Raw genomic sequence first — 23,179 nt, 5'->3', positions numbered from 1 at the left:
CTGTTTTTTGCAAGGATGATCGCAGACTATCCGGTGAGTGAAAACAGAAAAAAACGGAAGAAAACGTAAATGATTTGGTAATATTTTCTTATTGGAAGGTTTAGCATAGTTCTTAAATATTTCTTTAGACCTGTTTGATTTTTATGAAAAGAATTTTTTGCCATTCTTTTTTATTTCATCTCGGATAAAATTTAAAACAGGTTTTTAATCTGTCGATATTTTGTTGTTTTATTGAATAACCTCTTTATTATGAAAAAAACAAAACATCTTATTTTATTTATTTTCTTGTTGTTTGTTCCTCGGTCGTATAGCCAGTCTTATACTGTTTATCCCGTACCGCAGAAGATGACTATGGGAAATCAAACCGTAGAATTATCTTCCGTTTTTAATGTAATTATTGAAGACGGTATACATACGACGACGATAGACCGGTTGAGAGAAGTCGTTGAGAATGCCGGTTTTACCATGTCGGTCAATGAAGCGGAGACAGCTTCTACTGTCCAAACCAATATTTGGCTTGGAGTAAATGGTTCGGGAAAGGCTGCGGATCGGGCTTCATCTGTTTCTCGTTCGGTATTTGCCGACGGAAGTAATAAATTCGATCCTTATATATTGGAGGTCAATAAAAACCATCCTTTTGGAGATATCGTTATTTTGGGCAACGATAAAGAATCTGCCTATTACGGTATGGCGACATTGGAGCAGATGTTTGAACAGATGGAGGAAAATAAATTGACTACCGTTGTTTTCGAAGATTATGCTTATATGGAGTACAGAGGCATTGTAGAGGGTTTTTACGGTTATCCGTACTCTGTGGAAAATCGTTTGAGTTTGTTGGAATATTGTAAACGCTATAAAATGAACCTTTTCGTTTACGGACCTAAGGCCGATCCTTATCATTTGGGATATTGGCGTAGAGATTATCCTACATCGCTTACTCAGGCCGAACAAGAACAAGGAATGATTACTCAAGACGATTTGAGAACGATAGCTGCTAAAGCACGGTCATGTAACGTTAATTTTGTTTGGGCAGCTCATCCGGCGATGCAAGACGGAATAAGTTTTTCCAGTGAATCGGCAATGGATCCCGGAATAGAGGCGATCATGAATAAATTCGATCATCTCTACGGGTTGGGAGTTCGAGGTTTCGGTGTTTTTATCGACGATATTACTTATACGCCGAGCGGGAGCATGCAGGCATATTTGGCAGATCAGGTACAAAAGAAATTGAAAGAAAAATATAATACCGTTTCGGCGACAAAAGATGAGACGGTTTGTCCTTTGTTTTTCGTCCCGACAGCTTATGCGCTCAACTATGGCGGCTCTTATTCGTTGAATTCTTTGAAAAGCGTCGATTCGGATGCGGTAATTGCCTTTACAGGATATGATTGTTTTTCGAATATTCGAGGCAGTTCGTGTGCCGATATGGCGGGACGTGTTGGCAGAAACCCGGTAATGTGGTGGAATAATCCGGTGAATGACGATCATGATGAACGAATTTATATGCGTGGAGTGACAGCCCATTGGACTATTGAAGATTCTGAGCCGATACCCTCTTTAAGAGGTTTGATGCTTAATCCGATGGGACAAGCTCAAGCTTCGAAAGTCGCTCTTTTCGGAGGCGCTGATTATGCATGGAATCCGGCTCGTTTTGAAAAAGTTTCTAATTGGGAAGCTTCTATAGGGAGTTTGGTCAGAGATGATGAAGCTCTGAAAGAAGCTATGCGGACTTTTGCCATTCATTCTGAATCGGGCATAGAATTGAAAGAAACGGATGAGCTTAAGCCATTATTCGATACGTTTAAATCATCTTATTCTGCAAGCGGGGAATTACCTTCTGTTACAGGTCAATTGGTTGCTGAAATGCAAAAAATTTATGATGCGTGCGTTCTTTTGCGAACAATGGAGCATAGTAGTGATTCTGATCATGTGTTGTTTTATAAAGAAACGAAATATTGGATAGCTAAATTACAGTCGATGAGTAATATAATATTAAAATCACTCACGTTGCTTCAATCGGGGGAGAATAGTCAGTGGACTGATTTTTTAGTGGCAAAAGAAGAATATGCCAAGATACATACCGATCCGGATTTTTTTGTTCCTGCGTTGGAAGGTTCGGGCACATCGACAGAAAAAAAATCGTATGAGGTAACTCCATCCGATGTCAATATGATGCCTTTTGCAGACTGGATTATCGGTAAAATTGCAGATAAAGCTCCGGTTTTGCCTGAACGGTCGCGAGATATAGTTATCATTACTAATGTGAAGGATCTTAGCGGGCCGCAGATAAGCTTAGGAGAATCAAGTGTCGTTTTAGGAAATTTATCCGGAGTTTCTTTAAAGGATGGGGAATATGTAGGAATTTATTTCAATGCGATAAAAAGCGTATCGGTGAACACGCTTCCTGTTTCTATGGCGGAGAAGTTTGCAGTCGAATATTCTATTAACGGTAAGGAATGGACTGTGTTTACACCGGACGGTTCTGTTATGGATATGGCATATATTCGGATTCATAATAATAGCGGGAAAGTGCAGGAAATTCCGGAGAATGAATTTACGATGTCCGTGTCCGGGACAACTCCGGGAACTGTAACAGCGACGACCAACATGAGTGTCTATAGCACATATTCTGTAACGAACGTGATCGACGGTGATGTCGATACTTATTTTTGGAAAGACGGTGCTCAAGCTGTCGGTGATTATATTACACTCGATTACGGAGGAACAGTTCCGTTTTTCGATATAACATTGACATTTACTTCGAATGATCGTCCGACAGGCAGCGGTGTGGTAGAAATATCCGGTGATGGGCAGAACTGGACGGAGGTGTCGACTTTTACTGCATCGGAAATAGAAGCTAATAATTCGGTGTTCTCTTGTAATGCCGGTGGAAAGTACGGACGTTATGTCAGGATGCGGTTGACTTCTGTTTCTTTGAATAATTGGTTGCAGGTTGCTGAGTTTTCTGCTTCTGTTTCAGGAACTACGCCGGTTGCAAGTGATCAAGATGGGAATCCGATATCCGTATTGGATGATCGTTCGCTGATGAACGGATATAAATCGGATAAAGCAGGACACTTGATTTATCGTTTTACTGAGAATATATTGATTCAAAAGGTAAAAATTTACCATTATACTCAATTTACAACCGCAGCGGATAAGCCGTCGATTCAAGTCCTGGCAGATGGTGAATGGGTGGATAAAGGATTTTTGGATGATTATTGTACGGAGGTAGATGTAAGCGATTTGGATAATATATCTCAGCTTAAAATTAGTTGGAACGAATCGAATATACCGACTTTATATGAAGTATTGCCGGAAGGACTTCCTTATGATGAAGGAGGTGAAGTTGTTACCCATTTTGTCGTTTCTTTTGAACAACCTGCACATGGAAAAATTTCGGTAATGGCAGGTGATATGCCAATAGATTCGGGAAGCAGTGTAGAACACGGCACGGAAATAACTATTTCGGTAAGTGCTGATGAAAACTATGAATTAACTGTATTTACGGTTAATGGAGAAAATCGGATGGGAAGTCTTCACGAAGAAGTTTATACGATGACAGTGACGGAAGCTGTAACGATTGCGGCTGAGTGTAGCGAAAGAATGCCGGTTATTGCCGGTTGCGCGATTCGTATTCCTCAGACAGACGGAAATAATCATTATCGCTTCCAGTTTGACGATAAACTATGTGGAAACCATACGGTAGATTCTCAAGTCGGAGATGAGCGCATACGCACTTTTACGATGTCCGTATGGGTAAATCCGTCGGTAAACAGCGGAGATATAATGGGAGCTGTACAGTCGGCATATTATGTCAACTCAGGCTCTTTTGCCGTGCGTTTGACTAATGGTAAATTGGGCTTTTTTACACGTTGTTACGGTAATGGCGGTTACGGCGATGATGTAACGGTTACGACAGATGTAGCACTGCCGGTCGGAGAATGGGCATTTGTAAGTTTAGTAATAGACAGCGAGAATAAGACCATAACCTTGTATAAAAATGGAGAAGAAGTCGCGTCCGAGATATTGAATCGAGAAGGATTCCGTCTGTTACCCGATGAGACTGTATTCTTTGTCGGATGCATGGATTTTGCCGGAGATATCGAGGATGTTCAACTATGGAATGTTGCTTTAACACCTGAGCAGATCAAGTCTTCTCAAGCAGGATATGCCCGAATTCCCGAAAACTTGTTGTATTATTATAAATTCAGTTCTTCGGATGTCGGTTTAACGGAATTTCAAAACAAAGGTGCGGGAGGCGATTGTGCTGCTTATTTGATGAAAGGGACGATTCAGGAATTGAGTTGGGTAACTTATTATCAGAATACGACTTCTCAAGTGCCGGAATATGTTCAGGGTCATAATCAAAATTTGTATAAAGTAACTTATCCGGAAAGTTTAACCGGAGGGTATCTTGATGTCAGAAACGAAGGAGATGATTGTAGTGTCATTTCCGGAACGGAATTATCGGAGAATACGGTTATAACAATCGAACCGATAGCTGACCCGGGATATGAAGTAGGCTCATTTACCGTTAATGATGAAGATTGCCTTTCTGATCTATTAAATAACGGGGGCAAATATCAGATTACAGTTACTGAAGATGTAAACATAGCGATAACCTTTACATATTTAGACGGAGTTCGGGATGAAAAGACCCCGATATCTTACTTTAACCGTTCTACTTCGGTTTTGCATGTTCCGTTGGAGGCAAAAGTAAAAGTTTATGATATTACCGGCTCGTTGGTGTTTGAAGGAATGGGAACACAAAATCTGGTAGAGCTTTTAGCCGGTAGTTATATCGCAAAAATAGAAACTGATAAAGGTTTTTGTACGATCAAATTTATTAAAAAGTAAAATTTTATTTGAACAGTCAGAGTATTAGTGATTTGTAATAATAAGTATAAAATAAGAGATTTATTATATAGTTGTCGTTTTTAAATTTGATAAATTGTCTATACTATAGTTTCATTAATTGTATTTATCGAATTGATGTACGAGTTAATCTATTGTTTAATTAAATAAATCTAAGCTTATGAATAGACGATTATTACTTGGCTTATTGGTATTGTTCGGTTTCTTTATGGGATCTTTCTCTGTTAAAGCCGCAGTGGTTCCGGTAGCGGGATGTGTAGACCCTCAAATAAGTACGGCAGAAGCACCCGTATGGTACACGATAATGTCGTCCCATATAACCGATGCAGATCGTCAGAACCGTTTTTTGGTTTGGGATGGTACAAGATTAAGGACAGAAAAATTTGATCAGGGTATTCCTACTTCTCAACTTGAGAATAAATATTTGTGGCGTCTCGAGAAAGGAAGTGCCGATAATAAGGTTTATATTGTTAATCGTTCGGGAATGCGAGTGTTTGCTGAGGAGGGTATAAGCCCGAATACGGGAGCTAATACTCCTCTTACCGTTACAGAAGCGGGCGTGGAGTGGGTAATGGCATTAAGCAGCTCTACCGGACAGTCTGATTGTGCAGATAAGCAATACTGTTTTAACTACTTGGGGGCAAGTGCTCAGCCGGCATATATGAATGCGATGCAAAGTAGCGATTTAGCGACTTCTTATGGTATAACCGTATATGAGATGGGAGTGCATCAAGCTTCGGGCTGGTTTTTTTATCAGGCTAATTTACCGACTTATTCCGTAACTTATGACGGCACTTCGGTAACTGGTGGGACGTTTACGGTCAAGAACGGAGAAGCGACGGTAGAAAGCGGTAGCAGTATAGAAGGCGGGACTTGGTTGACGGTAGAAGCCGATCCTAATGATGGTTACCAAGTTAAAGCGATCAAAGTGAACGGCGTGGCGATAGAAGGTTCGGGCTTCAACCTGTCTGAAGCGAGCGAAATCACGGTAGAATTTACGGATAAGCTGGTTTATCGCTATTCATCGGTCGAAGGCGGTACGGTATCGGCAAGCATAGAGGAGACCGAGCTGAACGATGAAGGCGAGTTCGATCGAGGCAGCGATGTCGTACTGACGGTATTACCGGAAGAACATTACGAGTTATCATCTCTGTTGGTCAACGGAGACGAAAAGAAAGAGTCTTTAGAATCCGGAAAGCTGACGCTAAGCAATGTTCAGGAAAATATAACGGTATCAGCAGTCTTTGCGAAGAAAAAATATACCGTTACGTTCACGAGCACGGGAGACGGACAATTGGAGTTGAAGAACGGCAGCAGCAGTCTCTCGAGCGGAGCCTTGGTTGAATACGGAACAGAGTTGACTGGTAGTTTGGTTTACAGTGACCCGACTCGATTATCAGCGCTGACCAATAACGGAGAAAGCATATTGGAGAGTGTAGTCAACAAGACGTTTACGATTACGGTATCAGGTCCGGTAGAACTTGTAGCGGAATTCAAGGGAGCTACTTATACGGTAACGTATCCGACCGAATTGACTGGCGGGAAGCTGATCGTGACGAAAGATTCCGACGGAAGTGACATTCCTTCAGGAACAGAATTACAGAAAAACACTGCTATTACGATAATTCCGGAAGCCGAATCGGGTTATGAAGTAGGGAGCTTTACGGTCAACGGCATAGACCGATTGTCGGAGTTGCAAGAGAATGGCGGAGAATACTGGATCACGATAGCAGAGGATGTTGAACTGACTGTGACTTTTACACCGTTGACAGGTATCTCCGGAACAGAATTGACGGGAGTTTACTTCGACCGCACGACATCTGTATTGCATGCACCGGAAGGGTCAATGTTGCGAGTATATAATATAACAGGGTCTGCAGTATTCGAAGGTCAAGGAACACAGAACTTGCAGAAACTGTCTGTCGGGACTTACATAGCTAAAGTGAAAACGGATAATGGTGTCCGCACGATCAAGTTTATCAAAAAGTAAAGAGGTTTGAGGTTTGGTTTTTTCATTTAGAAAGATACCCCTTATAGAGAAAAGAGTTTTTATAAGGGGTATTTTTCAATAAAAAGTAAGAAAATGAGAAAAAGCTTATTGAATATTTTTTTGTTATTTTTGAGTGTCCTGTTTACAGGGCTGAAAGCCCAAGAGTATATAGCCGATGATCCTTTTGAAACAATGATTAGGCTTGGTTCTATGAATGTTAAGAACCCGATTTATCAAATGCCGTCCGGTCAGGCAGGAAATGCATATATCATTTCTGCTATTACGTCCGGAGATGCAGTTCGTTATCCTTTAGGTTATACCGTAGCTTCTGTACCTGATAGACATTTTATAATTGTTTCTAAAGCTACGACTTTGATAGAAAGGGGACGTTGGTTCGATTTAATTATCGAGGAGAATGTGTCTGTTTCCGGGCAGTTCGTTACAATTTTTACGGATTGGGATCGTAACGGTGTCTTTGATAAAGAGGATCAGGCCTCTGTAAGTATGAGAGATAAGGGGTTTACTACTTCTTTTCAAGTTCCTGCCGATGCAGAATTGGGGAAAACCCGGATACGAGTCAGATTGGAGTCGTCTCAGCCTTCAGGATCGGATGTTGCAGTTTCAGGAGGACGTGTGTATGATTTTGTCGTTTATGTTATGGATAAGACCGACCGAGAAGATTGTTATATAAGTGTTTCTTCTAATAATGAAAAATTAGGTACGGCGGTTATTGAGACAGTTGCCAATGTAGATGGCAGGTATGATAAAGGCTCTTCAGTCACGGTGAAAGCCGAACTCTCTTCTTCTTCTGCGAATTTTGACGGTTGGAAAGTTGGACAAGATATTGTAAGTAGAGATCAGTCATACACATTTACGGTAAATGAGAGTATGCATATTATTGCCGTTTTTTCTACCGTAGAGCCCGAATTATCAGCTCCTCAAACGAGTACCGAAGCAAATCCGATATGGTATCAGATTAAAAATGCTCATACGGCTACGGAGCGGGCAAACCGTTATATAGCTTATGATGAAAATCCTACGGGTGAATATACCTCTAATTTACGTGCCGAACGTCCGGCTGATATGAGCGATAAATTTTTATGGAGATTAGAAACTGTTTCAGGAAATAAGGTTAAGATTATCAATAAAACCAGTATGAAGCAGATTTACGGTTCTGGAGTTTTGGAAACACAGGAGTTGACTGCTGAGGTAAACGGAAGCGAGTTCGTCGTAGAACCCAGTGGCAATGATAACGGAAGTTATTCTATAAAATATAATGGTAATGACGGTTTATTGTTGAATGCACAGGACGGTTCTTGGAAAATTGTTTTATATAATGCAGGGATAGGTACAGGATCAGGTTGGTATTTCTATCGTGTTCCTTTTACACCTACTGGGGTAGAGAATATTCAGGATATTCGAGTAAAGGCTTTTTTGTCAAATGGTATAGTTGCTCTAAGTGGTCTTCCGGAAAAGTGCTCTGTGAAGGTGATTAATCTCTCCGGGCAGATTATCGGTGAGTTTATACCGTCTGACGTAAATTGCGAGTATAGACTCAAATATCCTGAGGAGTTTGTTATCCTTATGGTCGAGCCGGATAGGCAGAGACCTTTTTCATTGAAGCTTTATAATAAATCTTGATTTTTTTAATTTCATAAAACGAAATAGTACCGATGAATTCAAAATATTTTTTATACCTGTCCGGCAGTTTATTATTTCCGTCTTCTTTATGCAAAGCACAGGTAAAAGATGCTGTTGCAACTGTCGATCGTCCTAATGTAATTTATTTATTATGTGACGATATGGGTTATAGCGATATAGAAGCTTACGGGCAACAAATGATCTCGACTCCGAATCTGACAAAACTCGTGCAACAAGGAATGAGTTTCACTCAATTCTATGCAAGTACGGCAGTGAGTGCTCCTTCTCGGGCTTCTTTGATGACAGGACAGCATACGGGACATACCAAAATACGTGGAAATATGGAGATACAGCCTGAAGGTCAAGAGCCTTTAGATCCGAATGTGAAAACATTGGGAAATCTTTTTCAAGAAAACGGATATGTCACAGGCTGTTTCGGTAAGTGGGGAATGGGATATCCCGGATCGGGAGGAGAAGCGAATGATATGGGATTTGATGTTTTTTACGGATATAACTGTCAGCGCAAAGCCCATAAATATTATCCTGATTATTTGTGGAATAATAAAACGAAGGAGTATCAAAACGGACGTTATTCGCAGGATGCGATTCACGAACATGCGCTTAAGTTTATCAGAGATAATAAGGACAAGGCGTTTTTCGGATATTTTACTTATACGATACCTCATGCTGAATTAACACAACCTCAAGATAGTATTGTGGAAATGTATAAAGATAAATTTTATGAGCCCAATCCTTTTTATACGAACGGTGATTACGGTACGGCTTTGAATCCTCGTACGCAATTTGCTGCGATGATTACCCGTTTGGATACTTATGTAGGGCAGATAATCGAAGAACTTGAACGGCAAGGTATTGCCGATAAAACTTTATTTATTTTCACCAGTGATAACGGTCCTCATCAGGAGGGTGGCGCTGATCCTTATTTCTTCAATACGGAAGCACGTTTGAAAGGTCTTAAAAGAGCTCTTTACGAGGGAGGTATGCGAGTACCTTATATTGCTTATTGGCCTGGAAAAATTCAACCCGGTAGTATAAGCCATATTCAGGCTGCCGGATGGGATATGATGCCTACTTTTACAGATTTATTAGGTGTCGATTCGAATTGGAGAGAAGAAGCGATGGATGGAATTTCTATCTTGCCTACTTTATTAAATAAAGGGGAGCAGCCGTTACACGAATTTCTGTATTGGGAATTCCACGAGGAAGGCGGGCGTCAAGCCGTACGTGCCGGAGATTGGAAACTTATTCGTCAACAGATCAGTTCGGGAAATCCGACACATGAGTTATATAATATAGCTGAAGATCCTCATGAAGATAATAATATCGCTGCTCAATATCCTGAAAAAGTGGAAGAGTTGAAAGTAATTATGGATAGGGAACATGAACCTTCCTCATTATTTAATTTCGGTAAATAGATGCGGATATATAATTTTTTATCGGAAAATTTAGACAGACTTTGAGTCGATGACATGATTCGCAAAGTTTTGGTAGTGACAGCCAATAGAGGGTAAAATGTATCGACAGTATAGATATTAAAGAAAACTCCTGATAAGTAAACTTATCAGGAGTTTTTGATTTACGATTAAAATAAAAAAATGGTTGTCTCACGACAACCAATCTTTGTAAACCTTAAATCTAATACTATGAAAAAACATATTGCAAATATAGTTATAGAAAATGTATCTTACAAATGTTGTTATAATAAAAAATTGTATATTAACAAAATTTATACATGTATCCTTGCTATTGGTGAGTACAAGAGTCGTTTTTGAATTTATTTTGGTAATCTTTTTTGAAAATACTTTTTAAAAAATAATATTTGATAGTCAATGGAATTCCCCCAGTATTGAGAATTATGTTCACCGGGACGGACAATATAGTCATGTGCGATACCCTGTTTTAATAGAGTGTTATGAAGATTATTATTTACGTCGAAAAAAAAATCTTTGAATCCGCAATCAAAAATGATGGCAAGTTTTCCGTTCTGTAATTTATTTATTTGATTGATGACCGTGTGATTATCCCATATCTCTTTATTGTTCTTATATTCGCCCAACTGTTTTTTCATATCCCAATTGTCGGGAAAAGGACGAATATCTACGCCTCCGCTGGTGCTTCCGGCAGCTCCGAATATATCTTGATGACGAATAGCCAACCATAAAGCTCCGTGTCCTCCCATACTTAAGCCGGTGATCGCCCTGCCTGTTCTATCGTCGCGAGTAGAAAAATTTTTATCGACATAAGAGACTAATTCTTTTGATATGAATGTTTCGAATTGCGACTCTTTATTAAACGGGCTATCCCAGTACCAACTGTTTTCTCCGTTAGGACAGACAAAAATTATGCTGTCTTGCGTAGCTGTTTGCGAAAGATCTTTCTTTATATCCGGCCATGTGTTTTGATTTCCTCCATATCCGTGCAATAGGTAAATAACAGGATAGGTTGCAGAAGGAGTATAGTCTTCGGGAGTGATAATCACGCAAGGGATGTCTTTGTTCATGGCATCGCTTTTTACCTTTGTTTTGATTATTTCTGCCTGTAATGAGAATACGCAAAAAATAAAAAGCAAGAAACTTAAAGTCTTTTTCATAATCATATCGGAAAAATAAATTAGAAACGTTATTAACGTTTAATATAACGAAGTATAAAATCTAAGTTATCATGTAATAGTTCGTAGCCTTTTTCTCCGTTGAATCTTAATTCGGGGACTTTACCTTTTTGCACGGCATTTTCCATAAAGGAGACCCCTAATTCATCGCTCAATACGGCTATCCATGCGGTTTCCTCAGGAGTTAACGGCATTTCACCCTCTCCGAGATCGGTATCTTCCAGTATATCTTTTAAAATAATTTCTTGTTCATTCTCGGGCAAGTCGGTTTTTTCTTCGAAAATGTGAGATTCTTCTTCCGTCCGTTTATCGATTTCTTCCGTGAGATCTTCCGATTTGGGATAAGTATTTACCAATCCTATGATCCACCATTCATTTTGCCAACGTACAAATCCTGCATACAGACTTGTTTTGTCGCTTTTCATGTCTTCGGGAAATCCTTTTAAAGATTTTTGTGTGACTTCGATAATTTCGCCGGTAATGATATGCCGGAAACGGGCATTATATTTGTCTTCATCGACAAAATCGAAATAACCTGAATATTTACGGGATAAATTTTTTAAAGCTTCATGTGCCGGGTGTTCTTCTCCTAAAAGTATGGCAAGCCATTGTGCAGGCGTGTGTTGCATGAATTCGGTAGTCAAATTGTATGCAAAGTCGTTACATAGTACGTTTACCATATCCGGAAGATATTCTTCTGTCCCGTTTTCTTTTGCTGTTGTTACCATGTCGTCTATTTCTTCCTGCATCTGTCTGCCGTTGAATTGGAAAAGATAGGATTCGGTCGCTAACCATGCGAAACGTGCTTGTAAAGAATATAAATTGGTACACTCTTTGGGAGATAGGTCAAAAAATCCTTTTAATTTTTCATTTGCTGGAGCTGACTCGTATTCTTCATCCAGAATCTCCATGACTTTTTCTGCTATCCGGGAAAAAAGAGGAGTTTCGGGAGAGTAGGGGATTTCACCTCTGTTTAATTGCATGAAATAATGCCATGTCAGAAATTGTATATCCTCTGTGTTGATCTCTTCATTTGCATAATCGTTGCATGGAAAAAACGGGAGGGGAGAATTGTATTTCCGGTAATGTTCTTTAGTAAATGCCCTGAAAATACCGGCTTCTGAAATAATATCTTCGAAATATGAGGTAAGGGTACAAGCCAGTTGCTTTTTTTCTTCTTCTTCCAGATAAAAAAGATTTTCATCTGATATTTCGTTTTCCAGTAGATTATCGAGTACGGTATAGATTCTATTTGCAATTGTCGTATAATAAAAATCTGTACGGGCTGATCCTTGATAAGGATGTAAGGATGCCCAGTCTTTACTGTATATTGTTTGTTTTTTCTTTGCCATGAAGTTTGTTTTTGGTTTACAAACTTACGGATTAATAGTTAATTCGGCAATGATTCGGGGTATGTTCTATCTGTTTTCATCGCATTTTCTTTACTTTTGTCGTCGGTTTTAAAAGTTTTTGAAAAATATGTCCGGTATGGAAAATATGGAATTTACCGTTCCGTTAGAAAAATGGTATTTAGAGAATAAAAGAGATTTGCCTTGGCGGGATACTACCGATCCGTATGTTATTTGGATATCGGAGGTAATTCTTCAGCAAACCCGAGTTATACAAGGTCTTGACTATTTTAACCGCTTTATGACTCGTTTCCCGGATGTAGCCTCTTTGGCGGAAGCTGAAGAGGATGAGGTTTTGAAATATTGGCAGGGACTCGGGTATTATAGTCGTGCTCGTAATTTACATACTGCCGCTCGGCAAATTATGAACGATTTTGGAGGCCGTTTCCCGAAAAGTTATAAAGATGTACTTTCTTTAAAAGGAATCGGAGAATATACGGCAGCGGCAATCTGTTCGTTTGCATATCGTCAACCTTATGCCGTTGTCGATGGAAATGTATATCGAGTTCTGGCTCGTCTTTTCGATATAGATGTCCCTATCGATTCGACTCAGGGGAAAAAACTTTTTGCAAAACTGGCTTCAGAACTTTTGGATAAGAAACATCCCGATGTATATAATCAGGCGATTATGGAGTTGGGGGCATTGCAATGTGTACCTCGTTCACCTCGTTGTGAGTTGTGTCCTTTATCGGACAAATGTCTTTCTCTTATTTCGGGACGTATAGAAAAACTTCCGGTAAAACAAGGTAAAACGGTTGTGAAGCCGCGTTTTTTTAATTATCTCTGTATTTCCTATCAGGGGGATACATGGATACGGCAACGCAAAGGAAAAGATATATGGGAGAATTTGTATGAATTTGTGTTGATCGAAACAGATAAAGAGTGTTCATTTGAAGAGTTGCAACATACCGAAGAGTACCGTCGGATATTCAACGGCTTAGGAAAAGTAAAAGTGACGGCTTTACCTTTGCAGAAACGTCATATTTTGTCGCATCGTATCATAAATACCTATTTCTATTCTATTGAAATAGAGTCTGTTCCGGAAGGTCTTTCTGAATATATCCGCATTCCTTATGCTGAATTGGAGAATTATGCCGTTTCCCGGTTGACGCATATTTATTTGGAACAGCGCAAGTAAATAAGTTGAGCTATTTTACCGTTTTATGAATGTTTCTGAAGAAGCTGAAATTTACACTTCCGTATGTCCGTTTTTGATCAAATCCGGGTAGTGTCGAAAAGTCGTATGATTTCGAATGCTCTATTATGAAAATTCCTTCAGGTTTTAACAATTTCGAATTGAGTACGAGCTCCGGAATTGTGCCGAATTCGGGTAAATCATAGGGTGGATCGGCAAATATAAGATCGAAGTTTTCTTTACACGCTGAAATAAATTTAAACACGTCTCCTTTTATCGGGACTAAATTATCTGCGTGTAGTTGTTGCATGACTTTGCGGATAAAATTATATTGTACCGGATAATTTTCTACACATACGACTTTTGCACATTCTCGTGATAGTAATTCAAAGCTGATAGCCCCGGTGCCTGCAAAAAGATCAAGAGCAGTAAGACCGCTGAAATCGATCAGATTGTTTAATACGTTGAACAGGTTCTCCCGGGCAAAATCTGTTGTAGGACGGGCTTTTATATTAGACGGCACGTCAAATCTTCTTTTTCCGTATTTTCCGCTTATAATTCGCATAGAGGTATAACACTTAAATCGAAAGGAGCTTCGAGGGTCTCTTTTCCTAATTTAAAAAGTTGGGGAGGAAAAATCGACGGCATTACCTGACGGATGTATTCCTGAGTTATGCGGGTTATGATTTGTCGAGGCTCTTTGTCTCCGGTAAGCTGAAGTTCGTCTTTTTCCTGATCAAATCCCTGTTGCTCCCAAACATTGAGTATATAATAAGCCGCATCATGAATGTCTCCATATTCAAAAGAATTGGCGAATAGTAGTCCTTTTTTGTTAAAACACGCTATATCTATCCATTTTTTTTGCAGATGAACGTACATTTTAGAATTATTCCCGATTTTACTTCGCCTGTAAAAGTACTCGCATAAAGGAGTCAGTTGATGCAAAAACAGAGGGTTATCGAAAGTCCTTTTTAAAAAAGCGTAAATATCGTTGTTTACGCCGAACAGATTATATAATTGATTTTTGAGACATTCATTGCAGAGAATCTTGTCTGTATGATCTGGAAAACAAAAATCGTAATATATATTCAGTTTTTCGGCTTTCGGTTCAATAGATTTAGGGATAAGCGTAAATCGTGGGGATTGTATTATTATATAAGTTCTACGAAAAGTTCTCAGTAAAACGGGTTGATTATATACAGCGTCTTCGATAGATTGAAGAAGAGTATTTCCGGTCGGCGGAAATACGATATTTTGTCCTTTATAGGAATTGTTGGTTGTCGGATCGAAAATGGCAAAATAACATCCGTCGTTTCTCAAACGAATCGATAAAATATAATTCTCCGTTTTTTCAGGAGGTGTTATTTTGTATATTTGCTCTCCCATAATTCTTTTTCTGGATATTGCCGGTTTAGACAGGCTCTTAAAGCCTGTACAAATTTTCCGACAAAAAATATTATCAGGTCATTTTTGTGTTTTCTTCCGGTCTTTTTTCCCGTTTTCCCTCGTCAGATAGCCCGCTATCATCCTCGTAAAAACGACAAAACATCCTCGAAAGAAAATCTCAAACCTGACCCGAGTAAAATTTAGACAGGCTCTTAGAGCCAGATTCTTATTGCAAAAATAGCAAAAGAAAACCGTATGACCTATTTTTGTATTCTACTTTATTTTTTAATAAGATGATAAACGAATTTTTTATTCGAAAATTTGCAGAGAATTTGCCATATAAACCTACGGAGGAGCAGGCCGAACTGATTGCGCGACTCGCTATGTTTCTTTTCGATCGGGATTCCCGGTCTTTGTTTTTAATTAACGGGTATGCAGGTACGGGTAAAACTTCTTTGATCGGAGCATTGGTACGGACTTTGTCCGGATTTCAACGGAAGACTGTTCTATTAGCGCCTACGGGCAGAGCTGCAAAAGTTTTTTCAGGGTATGCTACTCATCCGGCTTATACGATTCATAAAAAGATATATCGGCAAAAAGTTTTTTCGGCAGATTATGAGGGTTTTCAGATAACCGATAATCTGCATAAAGATACCCTGTTTATTGTCGATGAGGCATCCATGATTGCCAATGGCGGCGGTGAGCAGATGATATATGGCTCAGGCCGATTATTGGATGACTTGGTAGAATATGTTTATGCGGGAGAGGGCTGTCGTTTGATTTTATTAGGCGATTCGGCTCAGTTGCCTCCGGTAGGACAGACCCGAAGTCCGGCACTTGAGAAAAGTAATTTAATGAAATACGGGTTGTCTGTTATTGACTTTGAATTGCGTCAAGTTGCTCGTCAGTCAGATGATTCAGGAATTCTTTTTAATGCTACCCGCCTACGTATGTTGATGGGAGAGAATCCGTTACCGCTTCCGAAAATACGTTTGCAAGGTTACGCTGATGTGCAGCGAGTCGGTGGGGAGGATCTGATCGAAACCTTATCTTCAGCATATAGTCGAGACGGAATGGATGACACAATTGTAATAACACGCTCCAATAAACGTGCAGGGGTTTTTAATCAAGGAATTCGAAATCAGATACTTTATCGGGAAGAAGAGCTTACTTCGGGCGATTTACTTTTGGTTGCAAAGAATAACTATTTCTGGAGTCGGGAGTATAAAGAACTCGATTTTATAGCTAATGGAGATGTTGCCCGTGTCGTGAAGGTGAGAAATACTCGTGAAATGTATGGGTTTCGTTTTGCCGATGTTGCTCTGTATTTTCCTGATTATGATGTGGAAATAGAATCTAAAATTATTTTGGATACATTGATGTCCGACGCACCTTCCTTAACTATGGAAATGAATAATCGTCTTTTTATGAATGTTCTTGAGGATTATTATGATATTCCTAACAAACGAGAGAAGATGAAAAAAATTAAAGTTGATCCTTGGTTTAATGCCTTACAGGTAAAATATGCATATGCGGTTACTTGTCATAAAGCTCAGGGGGGACAATGGAAGAATGTATTTGTAGATATGGGATATATACGAGCCGAAGGGCTTGAACTGGATTTTTTTCGGTGGCTTTATACTGCATTTACTCGGGCTACGGAGCATCTTTATTTAATCAATTTGGAACAAAACCTTGCAGAAAATAAATTAGAGTTATAATACAGGACTTAATAGTCGTACTACCGATTCGCATATCTTGTTCCAAAGAGGTCTTTTCTTCCATAAATTCAGAGTGATGCGCCTGCATTTTTTTTGATCGTCCAAAAAGATATTTTTCATTTGTGCGGTGAGCTCCTTACTATACATGAATGCATTTATTTCAAAATTGTGGTCGAAACTTCTGAAATCCAGATTTGTTGATCCTATTGTTGAAAACTCATTGTCGATCGTGATGCTTTTGGCATGGAGAAAACCGTTCTGATAAAAATATATTTTAATGCCGGCTTTTAGCATAGAGGTCAGATACGAGTGTGAAGCTAATTGCAAGATAGGAGAATCTGACTTTTCGGGTAACATTAATCTTACATCGACTTTAGAAAGCGCAGCGACCTGTAAAGCTTTCATCAGACTTTCGGTAGGCAGAAAATACGGAGTCTGTATGTATATATGCTGTTTGGCGTTTGAAATGGCTTTCAGAAATGAAAGCGAAATACCTTTCCATTCACCTATCGGGCCGCTGGTGAGAATTTGGATGTTTATGTTTCCGGTACGTGGTACGGGCGGAAAATAGAGGTTGTCGGACAGCAACTCTCTTGTCGTAAAACTCCAGTCGATAGAAAATGCAGTTTGTAATCCGTACACGGCAGAACCGGTAATACGTATGTGCGTATCTCTCCATATTCCCCATGCCACACCATCTTGATATCTGTCGGCAATATTCATTCCTCCGACATACCCTATTTTCCCGTCTATAATGACTATTTTCCGGTGGTTTCGGTAATTCAGTTTATTGGCTAATTGAGGAAAAGTGACTTTTAGAAATGGGCGCACATCGACACCCGCTGCCTCCATTTCGTCAAAAAAATGCTGTTTCACTTTCCAGCAACCCACATCATCGTAAATAACTCGTACAATTACTCCTTCTTTGACTTTATCGATTAAGAGTTGTTTAATCGTATTTCCGAGTCGGTCGTTGGCAAAAATATAATATTGCAGGTGAATGAATGTTTGGGCATTTTTAATATCTTCTATCAAAGAGGCGAATTTATCTTTTCCGTTGGTAAAAACCGTTACTTCATTACCGGGATGCAGTCCGGATTTTCCGAGTGTGTATGCCAGTCGTATCTGTTGTTTACTCTCTTCAGATAAAGGCATTTCTTGAAGATCTACATCGGGGTCTTCTGTAAGTTGTTGAAGTTTTCTTTTCCCTTTTCGTGAAATCATGTGTTGCCTTCTATATTCCTGACCGAAAAAGAAGTAAAAGACGATACCGACAATAGGCAGGAAGAGAAGAACGACTATCCATGCAATACTTTTTACCGGATTACGATTTTCCGATATAATAACCAAGATCGTACCTATAATAGTAATCAAATATATTACGTACAGGCTGTTATATACCCATTGGTCGATGTTTTGAATTATATTCAGATAAAGCATGGAATCGGTTATTTAGGATATTTTTGGAAAGCTAAATTAAGGATAAAAAATGAATTTATCAATATTTATGTCGATAAGAACCTGCCTAAATTTTGCATGGGTCGGTTTTGAGAATTTCTTTAGAGGCAGTTTTTGGTTTTTTATAAGGATGATGGTAAGCTATCCGGCGAATGAAAACAGGGAAACGGACTGACAGAAAACATAAAGATAACCGGATGTAATTTCCTTATCGGAAAATTTAAACAGGTTCTGAAGAAAATATATGTGATAATGAATTAAAAAATAATACTTTTGCACTCGTTTTAATATAATAGGCAATATTCTATTGTTATCTTGATAAATTTCAGGTAGAGATATTTTTGAGGAGAATGAAGAAAGATTATTTGAATGATGTGTTTAAAACACTCTTGTGGACATTGTTGTTCCTCGTGTTGTTTTCATTCGTTCCCGAGATAAAAGTAGGTTCGTTTACTTCCCGTAAAGTAGATATGCTTTCCGATATTCGTCTGGTGAAGCCGCAATTGCATGCTGAAAAGCCGGATCGGCCTGTTGTTGCCGATTCCGATACGCTTGTTGTAAAGAGGGATACGGTCGTTCGGCAAAAAAAGCCTGTACACAAGCCTAATGGAGTCGTTTTATTTGAAGATTATTCTGAAGACGGATCGGGATTGAATCGCTTTTGTCATGCGCTGGATGAAGTGAAAGAACGTCCGGTGAGAATAGCTTTTCTGGGAGATTCTTTTATAGAAGCCGATATTTTGACTCAGAATATTCGAGAAGAATTGCAAGAACGTTTTGGCGGGAGAGGAGTCGGGTATGTTCCTATGGCTTCGATGACGGCGGGTTTTCGACGGACGGTCAGACATCAATTCGATCATTGGTCGACCGTTTCGGTCGTGAATCATACGAAGTCGGATAAAAATGATATTTTTATAGCCGGCCAATATTTTATACCAGAAGACGGAGCTTCTGCGACATTTAAAGGTATTTCGTCATTGAAAGGGCTGAGTGCTTTTGGTTCAGCGAAATTTTTGTTTGTAAATCGGGAGAGTACGGAGGTCCGTTTAGCGATCAATAAGGAGGAAGCACGTGTGTATAACCCGCTTTCGGCGGATAGTTTGCAATGTATCGAAATAGACGGTGAAATTTCTTCGTTGGATATTAAGTTATCCCATCCGTCGGGATTTACGGCTTTTGGAGTGTATTTGAATGACAAAACCGGGATATGTGTCGATAACTACTCTTTGAGAGGTACTTCCGGAACGAACTTGTCTCAGGTAAGTTTTTCGCTTAGCCGTGAAATGTCCCGATATGTAGATTATGATTTGATCGTATTGGAATACGGGCAAAATGTCGTTTCTAAAGATGTTTATGATTATCGTGCATATACCGACCGAATGACAAAAGTCGTTCGGCATTTAAAGGAGTGTTATCCCGATTCGGATATTCTTATTATGGGAGTCGGTGACCGGAGCAGACGGGGAACAAACGGGTTTGAAACGATGCCCGAAATATATGAAATGATTGCAGCTCAGCGAAAAATCGCACGGGATACGAAATCGGTTTTCTGGGATACTTTTATGGCGATGGGAGGAGAGAACAGTATGATTTCTTATGTGGAACATAAACCGGTTTGGGCAAATAAAGATTATACGCATATTACACATGCCGGAGGGCGTCCGATAGCAAAAAAATTTGTTGAAGCATTGATGTATCGTTATAATCAGGAGTCGGGATTATGAGATATTTTGTCGTTATTTCCATACTTGTATTTTCTTTGTGCTTTTTTCGTGTAACGAATGCGCAAGAGAATGTATCCGTTACTGTCAAAGATAGTTTGACGGAGTATCCTTTTATTCATGTGAAAGAAAATATTTTGTCCGATTCTTTAAATACGATGGTCTCTCTTTATGAAAAATTGAAGATTTTAAAGTCAGATACAGATACGGTTCGGAAAGTAGTTAATGTTCTTCATCTTGGGGATTCTCATATTCAGGGAGGTTTTTTTAGCGGACAAGTGATGCGTCGTTTTCAGTCCGATTTTGGAAATGCGGGTAGGGGACTAATCGTCCCTTTGAAATTGATCAAGAGTAATGAGCCTCGTGACTATGCAATCCGTTCGACAGCATCGTGGTTCGGGAGTCGGTGTGTCGATCGCAAGAATTACCCGTGTCCGGGACTCGGGGGGATGGCTGTCGCAACTCGGGATACATCTTTCTTTTTTGATATTGCAACTTTGAGTAAGACCGATTCTTGCAATGCTTTTTGTTCGGTAACGGTTTTTCATCATCCGAGGACATCGCCTTTATCTGTCGTTTCGCAAAAAAAAGGAGTGAATTATTATCCTACTCGGTGGCCGTTTGCTTCTCGTATCGAATTAGATACATTAGTATGTAACCTGCATTTGAAGGGGCAATCTATGCTCGGCGATACGAGTATTTATTACTCTATGAGTCTTGAAAACCGAAATTCGGGTATATTATATCATTCATCGGGCATTAACGGGAGTTGCTATTCTCATTATGCCGAGGCCGGACAAGTTTTGAATCAGACTGCGGCGTTGACTCCGGATCTTATCATTTTATCATTAGGAACGAATGAAGCTTTCGGGAAATGTGACCAAAAAGATATTTATGACCAGATAGATCGGGTAGTGTCTATGTTGCGGGATATTCATCCCGGAGCAGTATTTTTGTTGACTACACCTCCGGAATGTCATCGGCGTATCCGGAGAAAAGGGAAAAAGAAATATTATTATACCTATGTTCCTAATACAAAAGTCGAGAAGGTTGCTGAAACAATTCGTAGGTATGCCGTTGATAAAGGCCTTGCCTGTTGGGATCTTTTCTCGATATCCGGAGGTCGGGGATCAGCTAAATCATGGATGAAATATCAGCTTTCGGCGCGAGATAGGATACATTTTAATGTAAAGGGATATGAATTGCAGGGAAACCTGCTGTATGATGCGATTATAAAAGGTTATAACGATTATGTTGGAAAATAGCAGATGGTTGGGTGAGTTATTTGAAAAGCTTGGATTGGACATTCATAAATTGGGTGCTCAGTTCCTATATGATCCGAATAACCCGATGTTGTTCAATAGCGGTTTTTTCTTTTTCTTATTTCTGGCATTTTTGTTTTTATACCGCTATTGCCGCAAAAATGAACTGTTGCGGAATCTATATGTAATGTTGTTTTCATTCTATTTCTATTATAAATCGAGCGGTATTTATTTATTGGTGCTTATATTTGTCTGTACATTCGATTTTTTTATAGGCCGACTTTTGTATCGTACAGAACGAAAAGTATCACGCAAATGGTTAGTTACATTAAGCCTTATCGTTAATATTTGTATGTTAGGGTATTTTAAATATACCAATTTTATTTTCGATCTGTTTTATAGTGCTGTCAACAGACAATTCGAGCCATTCGATATCGTTTTACCCGTAGGAATTTCATTTTTTACCTTTCAGTCGATGAGTTATATCATCGATATTTACCGCAAACAGATAGAACCTTTGCAAAGATGGCGGGATTATGCTTTTTATGTTTCCTTTTTCCCCCAATTAGTTGCCGGGCCTATTGTCAGAGCACGAGATTTTATTCCACAGATGAAACAGCCGATTTTTGTTTCCGGAGAAATGTTCGGTCGGGGTATGTTTCTTATCATGGCAGGTCTGTTTAAGAAAGTCGTTATATCCGATTATATCAGTCTTAATTTCGTAGATCGCATTTTTGATAATCCGACATTATATACCGGTTTTGAAAATTTGATGGGAGTATATGCCTACGCTTTACAAATATACTGTGATTTTTCAGGTTATTCCGATATGGCGATAGGGATAGCGTTGTTGTTAGGCTTTCGTTTTAACATCAATTTTGATTCTCCATATAAATCGACATCGATCACCGAGTTTTGGAGACGGTGGCATATTTCTTTGTCTTCATGGTTAAGAGATTATCTGTATATATCTATGGGGGGTAATCGTAAAGGTAAAGTTCGCACCTATATCAATCTGATGCTGACCATGTTGATCGGCGGATTTTGGCATGGAGCTTCTTTGCTGTTCGTTTTGTGGGGTGCTTGGCATGGACTATTATTGGTACTACATAAATGGTTCAGGAGCATGTTCCCTGCATCTAAGGAGATTCGCAGTCGTTGGTATTGGACTAATGTTTTAAGCATAATCCTCACATTTAATTTGGTCTGTATCGGTTGGGTATTTTTCAGGTCTCCTTCTATGGAAGTGGCAAAGTCTGTATTTTCCCGTATTTTTACCGAGTTTCATCCGGAGATTGTTTGGGATTTTATATCGGGATATGCCAATGTTTTGTTTTTTATCTGTTTAGGATTTTTGTTGCATTTTCTTCCTCATCGTTATTCTGAGGGAGTGGCAAGGAAAATAGAAATGTCTCCGGTTACCGTTAAGGCATTTGCGTTTGCATTGTTGATTGTGTTGGTAATACAGATAAAATCGAGCGAGTTGCAGCCGTTCATTTATTTTCAGTTTTAGAGCTTACTGCCTAAATTTTGCTTGAAATTTGATTGAGAGTTGTTTTTATTATGTCGGATGGTGTGAGACTATTGCTATTCTGCATGGTTTGTCGAAGCCTTGAAAAAGGTAATGATAAATAGATTTTTACGCCTATTTTGTATTTGGGGAAATGAAAAAAAGAATAAATATTTATGATAAATTGTTATAGAAAGTGATAGAATAATGTAAAAAAACGTATATTTGCAAAAAGAGGTTCTTTTTCGGAAGAAAAAAGAATTTGGTTGTAATAACAAAATGCGTTTGTCCAAGTGAGATGTAGGAAATTTTACAAAAGTAAACAAACGCGGAGTAGGCGCAGCAATTCCCTTTGGTGTAATTATACGGAACTTTTAAACGTATTCTTTACAGTATTGGGGGTATGCCTGCTGACTTTACTGCCTTTTGGGCTTCCTAC

14 protein-coding genes are annotated in these 23,179 nt (G+C 39.2%); 9 read left to right on the top strand and 5 right to left on the bottom strand.

What is annotated here, in order from left to right:
• Positions 1 to 249 precede the first annotated feature (249 nt).
• From Q0093_RS01035 to Q0093_RS01020, 4 genes are all read left to right on the top strand, one after another.
• The gene (locus tag Q0093_RS01035) at positions 250 to 4,860 is read left to right on the top strand and encodes a beta-N-acetylglucosaminidase domain-containing protein (RefSeq protein ID WP_297928135.1); all 4,611 of its coding nucleotides are present in this window, start codon (positions 250 to 252) and stop codon (positions 4,858 to 4,860) included.
• A 178-nt stretch (positions 4,861 to 5,038) separates the two neighbouring features.
• A complete protein-coding gene (locus Q0093_RS01030; protein ID WP_297928134.1) occupies positions 5,039 to 6,868 on the top strand; it encodes a T9SS type A sorting domain-containing protein in 1,830 nt (609 codons plus the stop codon).
• A gap of 93 nt (positions 6,869 to 6,961) precedes the next feature.
• The gene (locus Q0093_RS01025) at positions 6,962 to 8,509 is read left to right on the top strand and encodes a GEVED domain-containing protein (RefSeq protein WP_297928133.1); all 1,548 of its coding nucleotides are present in this window, start codon (positions 6,962 to 6,964) and stop codon (positions 8,507 to 8,509) included.
• Positions 8,510 to 8,541: 32 nt separating this feature from the next.
• The gene (locus Q0093_RS01020; RefSeq protein WP_297928132.1) at positions 8,542 to 9,945 is read left to right on the top strand and encodes an arylsulfatase; all 1,404 of its coding nucleotides are present in this window, start codon (positions 8,542 to 8,544) and stop codon (positions 9,943 to 9,945) included.
• A gap of 359 nt (positions 9,946 to 10,304) precedes the next feature.
• On the opposite strand, the gene Q0093_RS01015 is transcribed toward Q0093_RS01020, so the two are convergent.
• Complete coding sequence (locus Q0093_RS01015; protein ID WP_297928131.1) at positions 10,305 to 11,120, bottom strand: alpha/beta hydrolase family protein; 816 nt, start codon at positions 11,118 to 11,120, stop codon at positions 10,305 to 10,307.
• Positions 11,121 to 11,152: 32 nt separating this feature from the next.
• On the bottom strand, positions 11,153 to 12,490 hold the full coding sequence (locus Q0093_RS01010) for a DUF3843 family protein (RefSeq protein WP_297928130.1): 1,338 nt from the start codon (positions 12,488 to 12,490) through the stop codon (positions 11,153 to 11,155).
• Between the two features lie 136 nt (positions 12,491 to 12,626).
• On the opposite strand from Q0093_RS01010, the gene mutY reads away from it, so the two are divergent.
• Entirely contained in the window at positions 12,627 to 13,685 is a 1,059-nt protein-coding gene (gene mutY / locus Q0093_RS01005; protein ID WP_297928129.1) for an A/G-specific adenine glycosylase, read from the top strand.
• Between the two features lie 10 nt (positions 13,686 to 13,695).
• Here the strand turns inward: mutY and Q0093_RS01000 are convergent, their stop codons facing one another.
• Positions 13,696 to 14,247 (bottom strand): RsmD family RNA methyltransferase, encoded by a 552-nt coding sequence (locus Q0093_RS01000; protein ID WP_294176803.1) that lies wholly within the window; start codon positions 14,245 to 14,247, stop codon positions 13,696 to 13,698.
• The gene (locus tag Q0093_RS00995) at positions 14,235 to 15,068 is read right to left on the bottom strand and encodes a DUF3822 family protein (protein ID WP_297928128.1); all 834 of its coding nucleotides are present in this window, start codon (positions 15,066 to 15,068) and stop codon (positions 14,235 to 14,237) included. The genes Q0093_RS01000 and Q0093_RS00995 overlap by 13 nt, the downstream gene beginning before the upstream one ends.
• Before the next feature lie 293 nt (positions 15,069 to 15,361).
• Here Q0093_RS00995 and Q0093_RS00990 point away from each other — a divergent pair, with 293 nt between their 5' ends.
• Entirely contained in the window at positions 15,362 to 16,789 is a 1,428-nt protein-coding gene (locus Q0093_RS00990; protein ID WP_297928127.1) for an AAA family ATPase, read from the top strand.
• On the opposite strand, the gene cls is transcribed toward Q0093_RS00990, so the two are convergent.
• Positions 16,784 to 18,229: a cardiolipin synthase gene (gene cls / locus Q0093_RS00985; protein ID WP_294176806.1), complete on the bottom strand. Its 1,446-nt coding sequence runs from the start codon at positions 18,227 to 18,229 to the stop codon at positions 16,784 to 16,786. The genes Q0093_RS00990 and cls overlap by 6 nt on opposite strands.
• 368 nt (positions 18,230 to 18,597) lie before the next feature.
• Here cls and Q0093_RS00980 point away from each other — a divergent pair, with 368 nt between their 5' ends.
• Genes Q0093_RS00980 through Q0093_RS00970 form a run of 3 tightly spaced genes read left to right on the top strand, consistent with a single transcriptional unit; the run spans position 18,598 to position 22,743 of the window.
• A complete protein-coding gene (locus Q0093_RS00980) occupies positions 18,598 to 19,971 on the top strand; it encodes a hypothetical protein (RefSeq protein WP_297928126.1) in 1,374 nt (457 codons plus the stop codon).
• Positions 19,968 to 21,233: a GDSL-type esterase/lipase family protein gene (locus Q0093_RS00975; protein WP_297928125.1), complete on the top strand. Its 1,266-nt coding sequence runs from the start codon at positions 19,968 to 19,970 to the stop codon at positions 21,231 to 21,233. The genes Q0093_RS00980 and Q0093_RS00975 overlap by 4 nt, the downstream gene beginning before the upstream one ends.
• Positions 21,220 to 22,743: an MBOAT family protein gene (locus Q0093_RS00970; protein ID WP_297928124.1), complete on the top strand. Its 1,524-nt coding sequence runs from the start codon at positions 21,220 to 21,222 to the stop codon at positions 22,741 to 22,743. The genes Q0093_RS00975 and Q0093_RS00970 overlap by 14 nt, the downstream gene beginning before the upstream one ends.
• Positions 22,744 to 23,179: the final 436 nt, after the last annotated feature.

Origin of the sequence: uncultured Coprobacter sp. (assembly GCF_947855755.1) — a bacterium.
Classification (GTDB): Bacteria; Bacteroidota; Bacteroidia; order Bacteroidales; family Coprobacteraceae; genus Coprobacter.
This window is presented reverse-complemented; position numbering and strand designations above follow the sequence as displayed.

What these genes read in the sequence shown, in the direction of transcription:
- Q0093_RS00970 (WP_297928124.1), top strand. Translation starts at nt 21,220, where the DNA reads ATGTTGGAAAATAGCAGATGGTTGGGTGAGTTATTTGAAAAGCTTGGA.
- Q0093_RS01015 (WP_297928131.1), bottom strand. Translation starts at nt 11,120, where the DNA reads ATGAAAAAGACTTTAAGTTTCTTGCTTTTTATTTTTTGCGTATTCTCA.
- mutY (WP_297928129.1), top strand. Translation starts at nt 12,627, where the DNA reads ATGGAAAATATGGAATTTACCGTTCCGTTAGAAAAATGGTATTTAGAG.
- Q0093_RS01000 (WP_294176803.1), bottom strand. Translation starts at nt 14,247, where the DNA reads ATGCGAATTATAAGCGGAAAATACGGAAAAAGAAGATTTGACGTGCCG.
- Q0093_RS00995 (WP_297928128.1), bottom strand. Translation starts at nt 15,068, where the DNA reads ATGGGAGAGCAAATATACAAAATAACACCTCCTGAAAAAACGGAGAAT.
- Q0093_RS00980 (WP_297928126.1), top strand. Translation starts at nt 18,598, where the DNA reads ATGAAGAAAGATTATTTGAATGATGTGTTTAAAACACTCTTGTGGACA.
- Q0093_RS01020 (WP_297928132.1), top strand. Translation starts at nt 8,542, where the DNA reads ATGAATTCAAAATATTTTTTATACCTGTCCGGCAGTTTATTATTTCCG.
- Q0093_RS01035 (WP_297928135.1), top strand. Translation starts at nt 250, where the DNA reads ATGAAAAAAACAAAACATCTTATTTTATTTATTTTCTTGTTGTTTGTT.
- Q0093_RS01010 (WP_297928130.1), bottom strand. Translation starts at nt 12,490, where the DNA reads ATGGCAAAGAAAAAACAAACAATATACAGTAAAGACTGGGCATCCTTA.
- Q0093_RS00990 (WP_297928127.1), top strand. Translation starts at nt 15,362, where the DNA reads ATGATAAACGAATTTTTTATTCGAAAATTTGCAGAGAATTTGCCATAT.
- Q0093_RS00975 (WP_297928125.1), top strand. Translation starts at nt 19,968, where the DNA reads ATGAGATATTTTGTCGTTATTTCCATACTTGTATTTTCTTTGTGCTTT.
- cls (WP_294176806.1), bottom strand. Translation starts at nt 18,229, where the DNA reads ATGCTTTATCTGAATATAATTCAAAACATCGACCAATGGGTATATAAC.
- Q0093_RS01030 (WP_297928134.1), top strand. Translation starts at nt 5,039, where the DNA reads ATGAATAGACGATTATTACTTGGCTTATTGGTATTGTTCGGTTTCTTT.
- Q0093_RS01025 (WP_297928133.1), top strand. Translation starts at nt 6,962, where the DNA reads ATGAGAAAAAGCTTATTGAATATTTTTTTGTTATTTTTGAGTGTCCTG.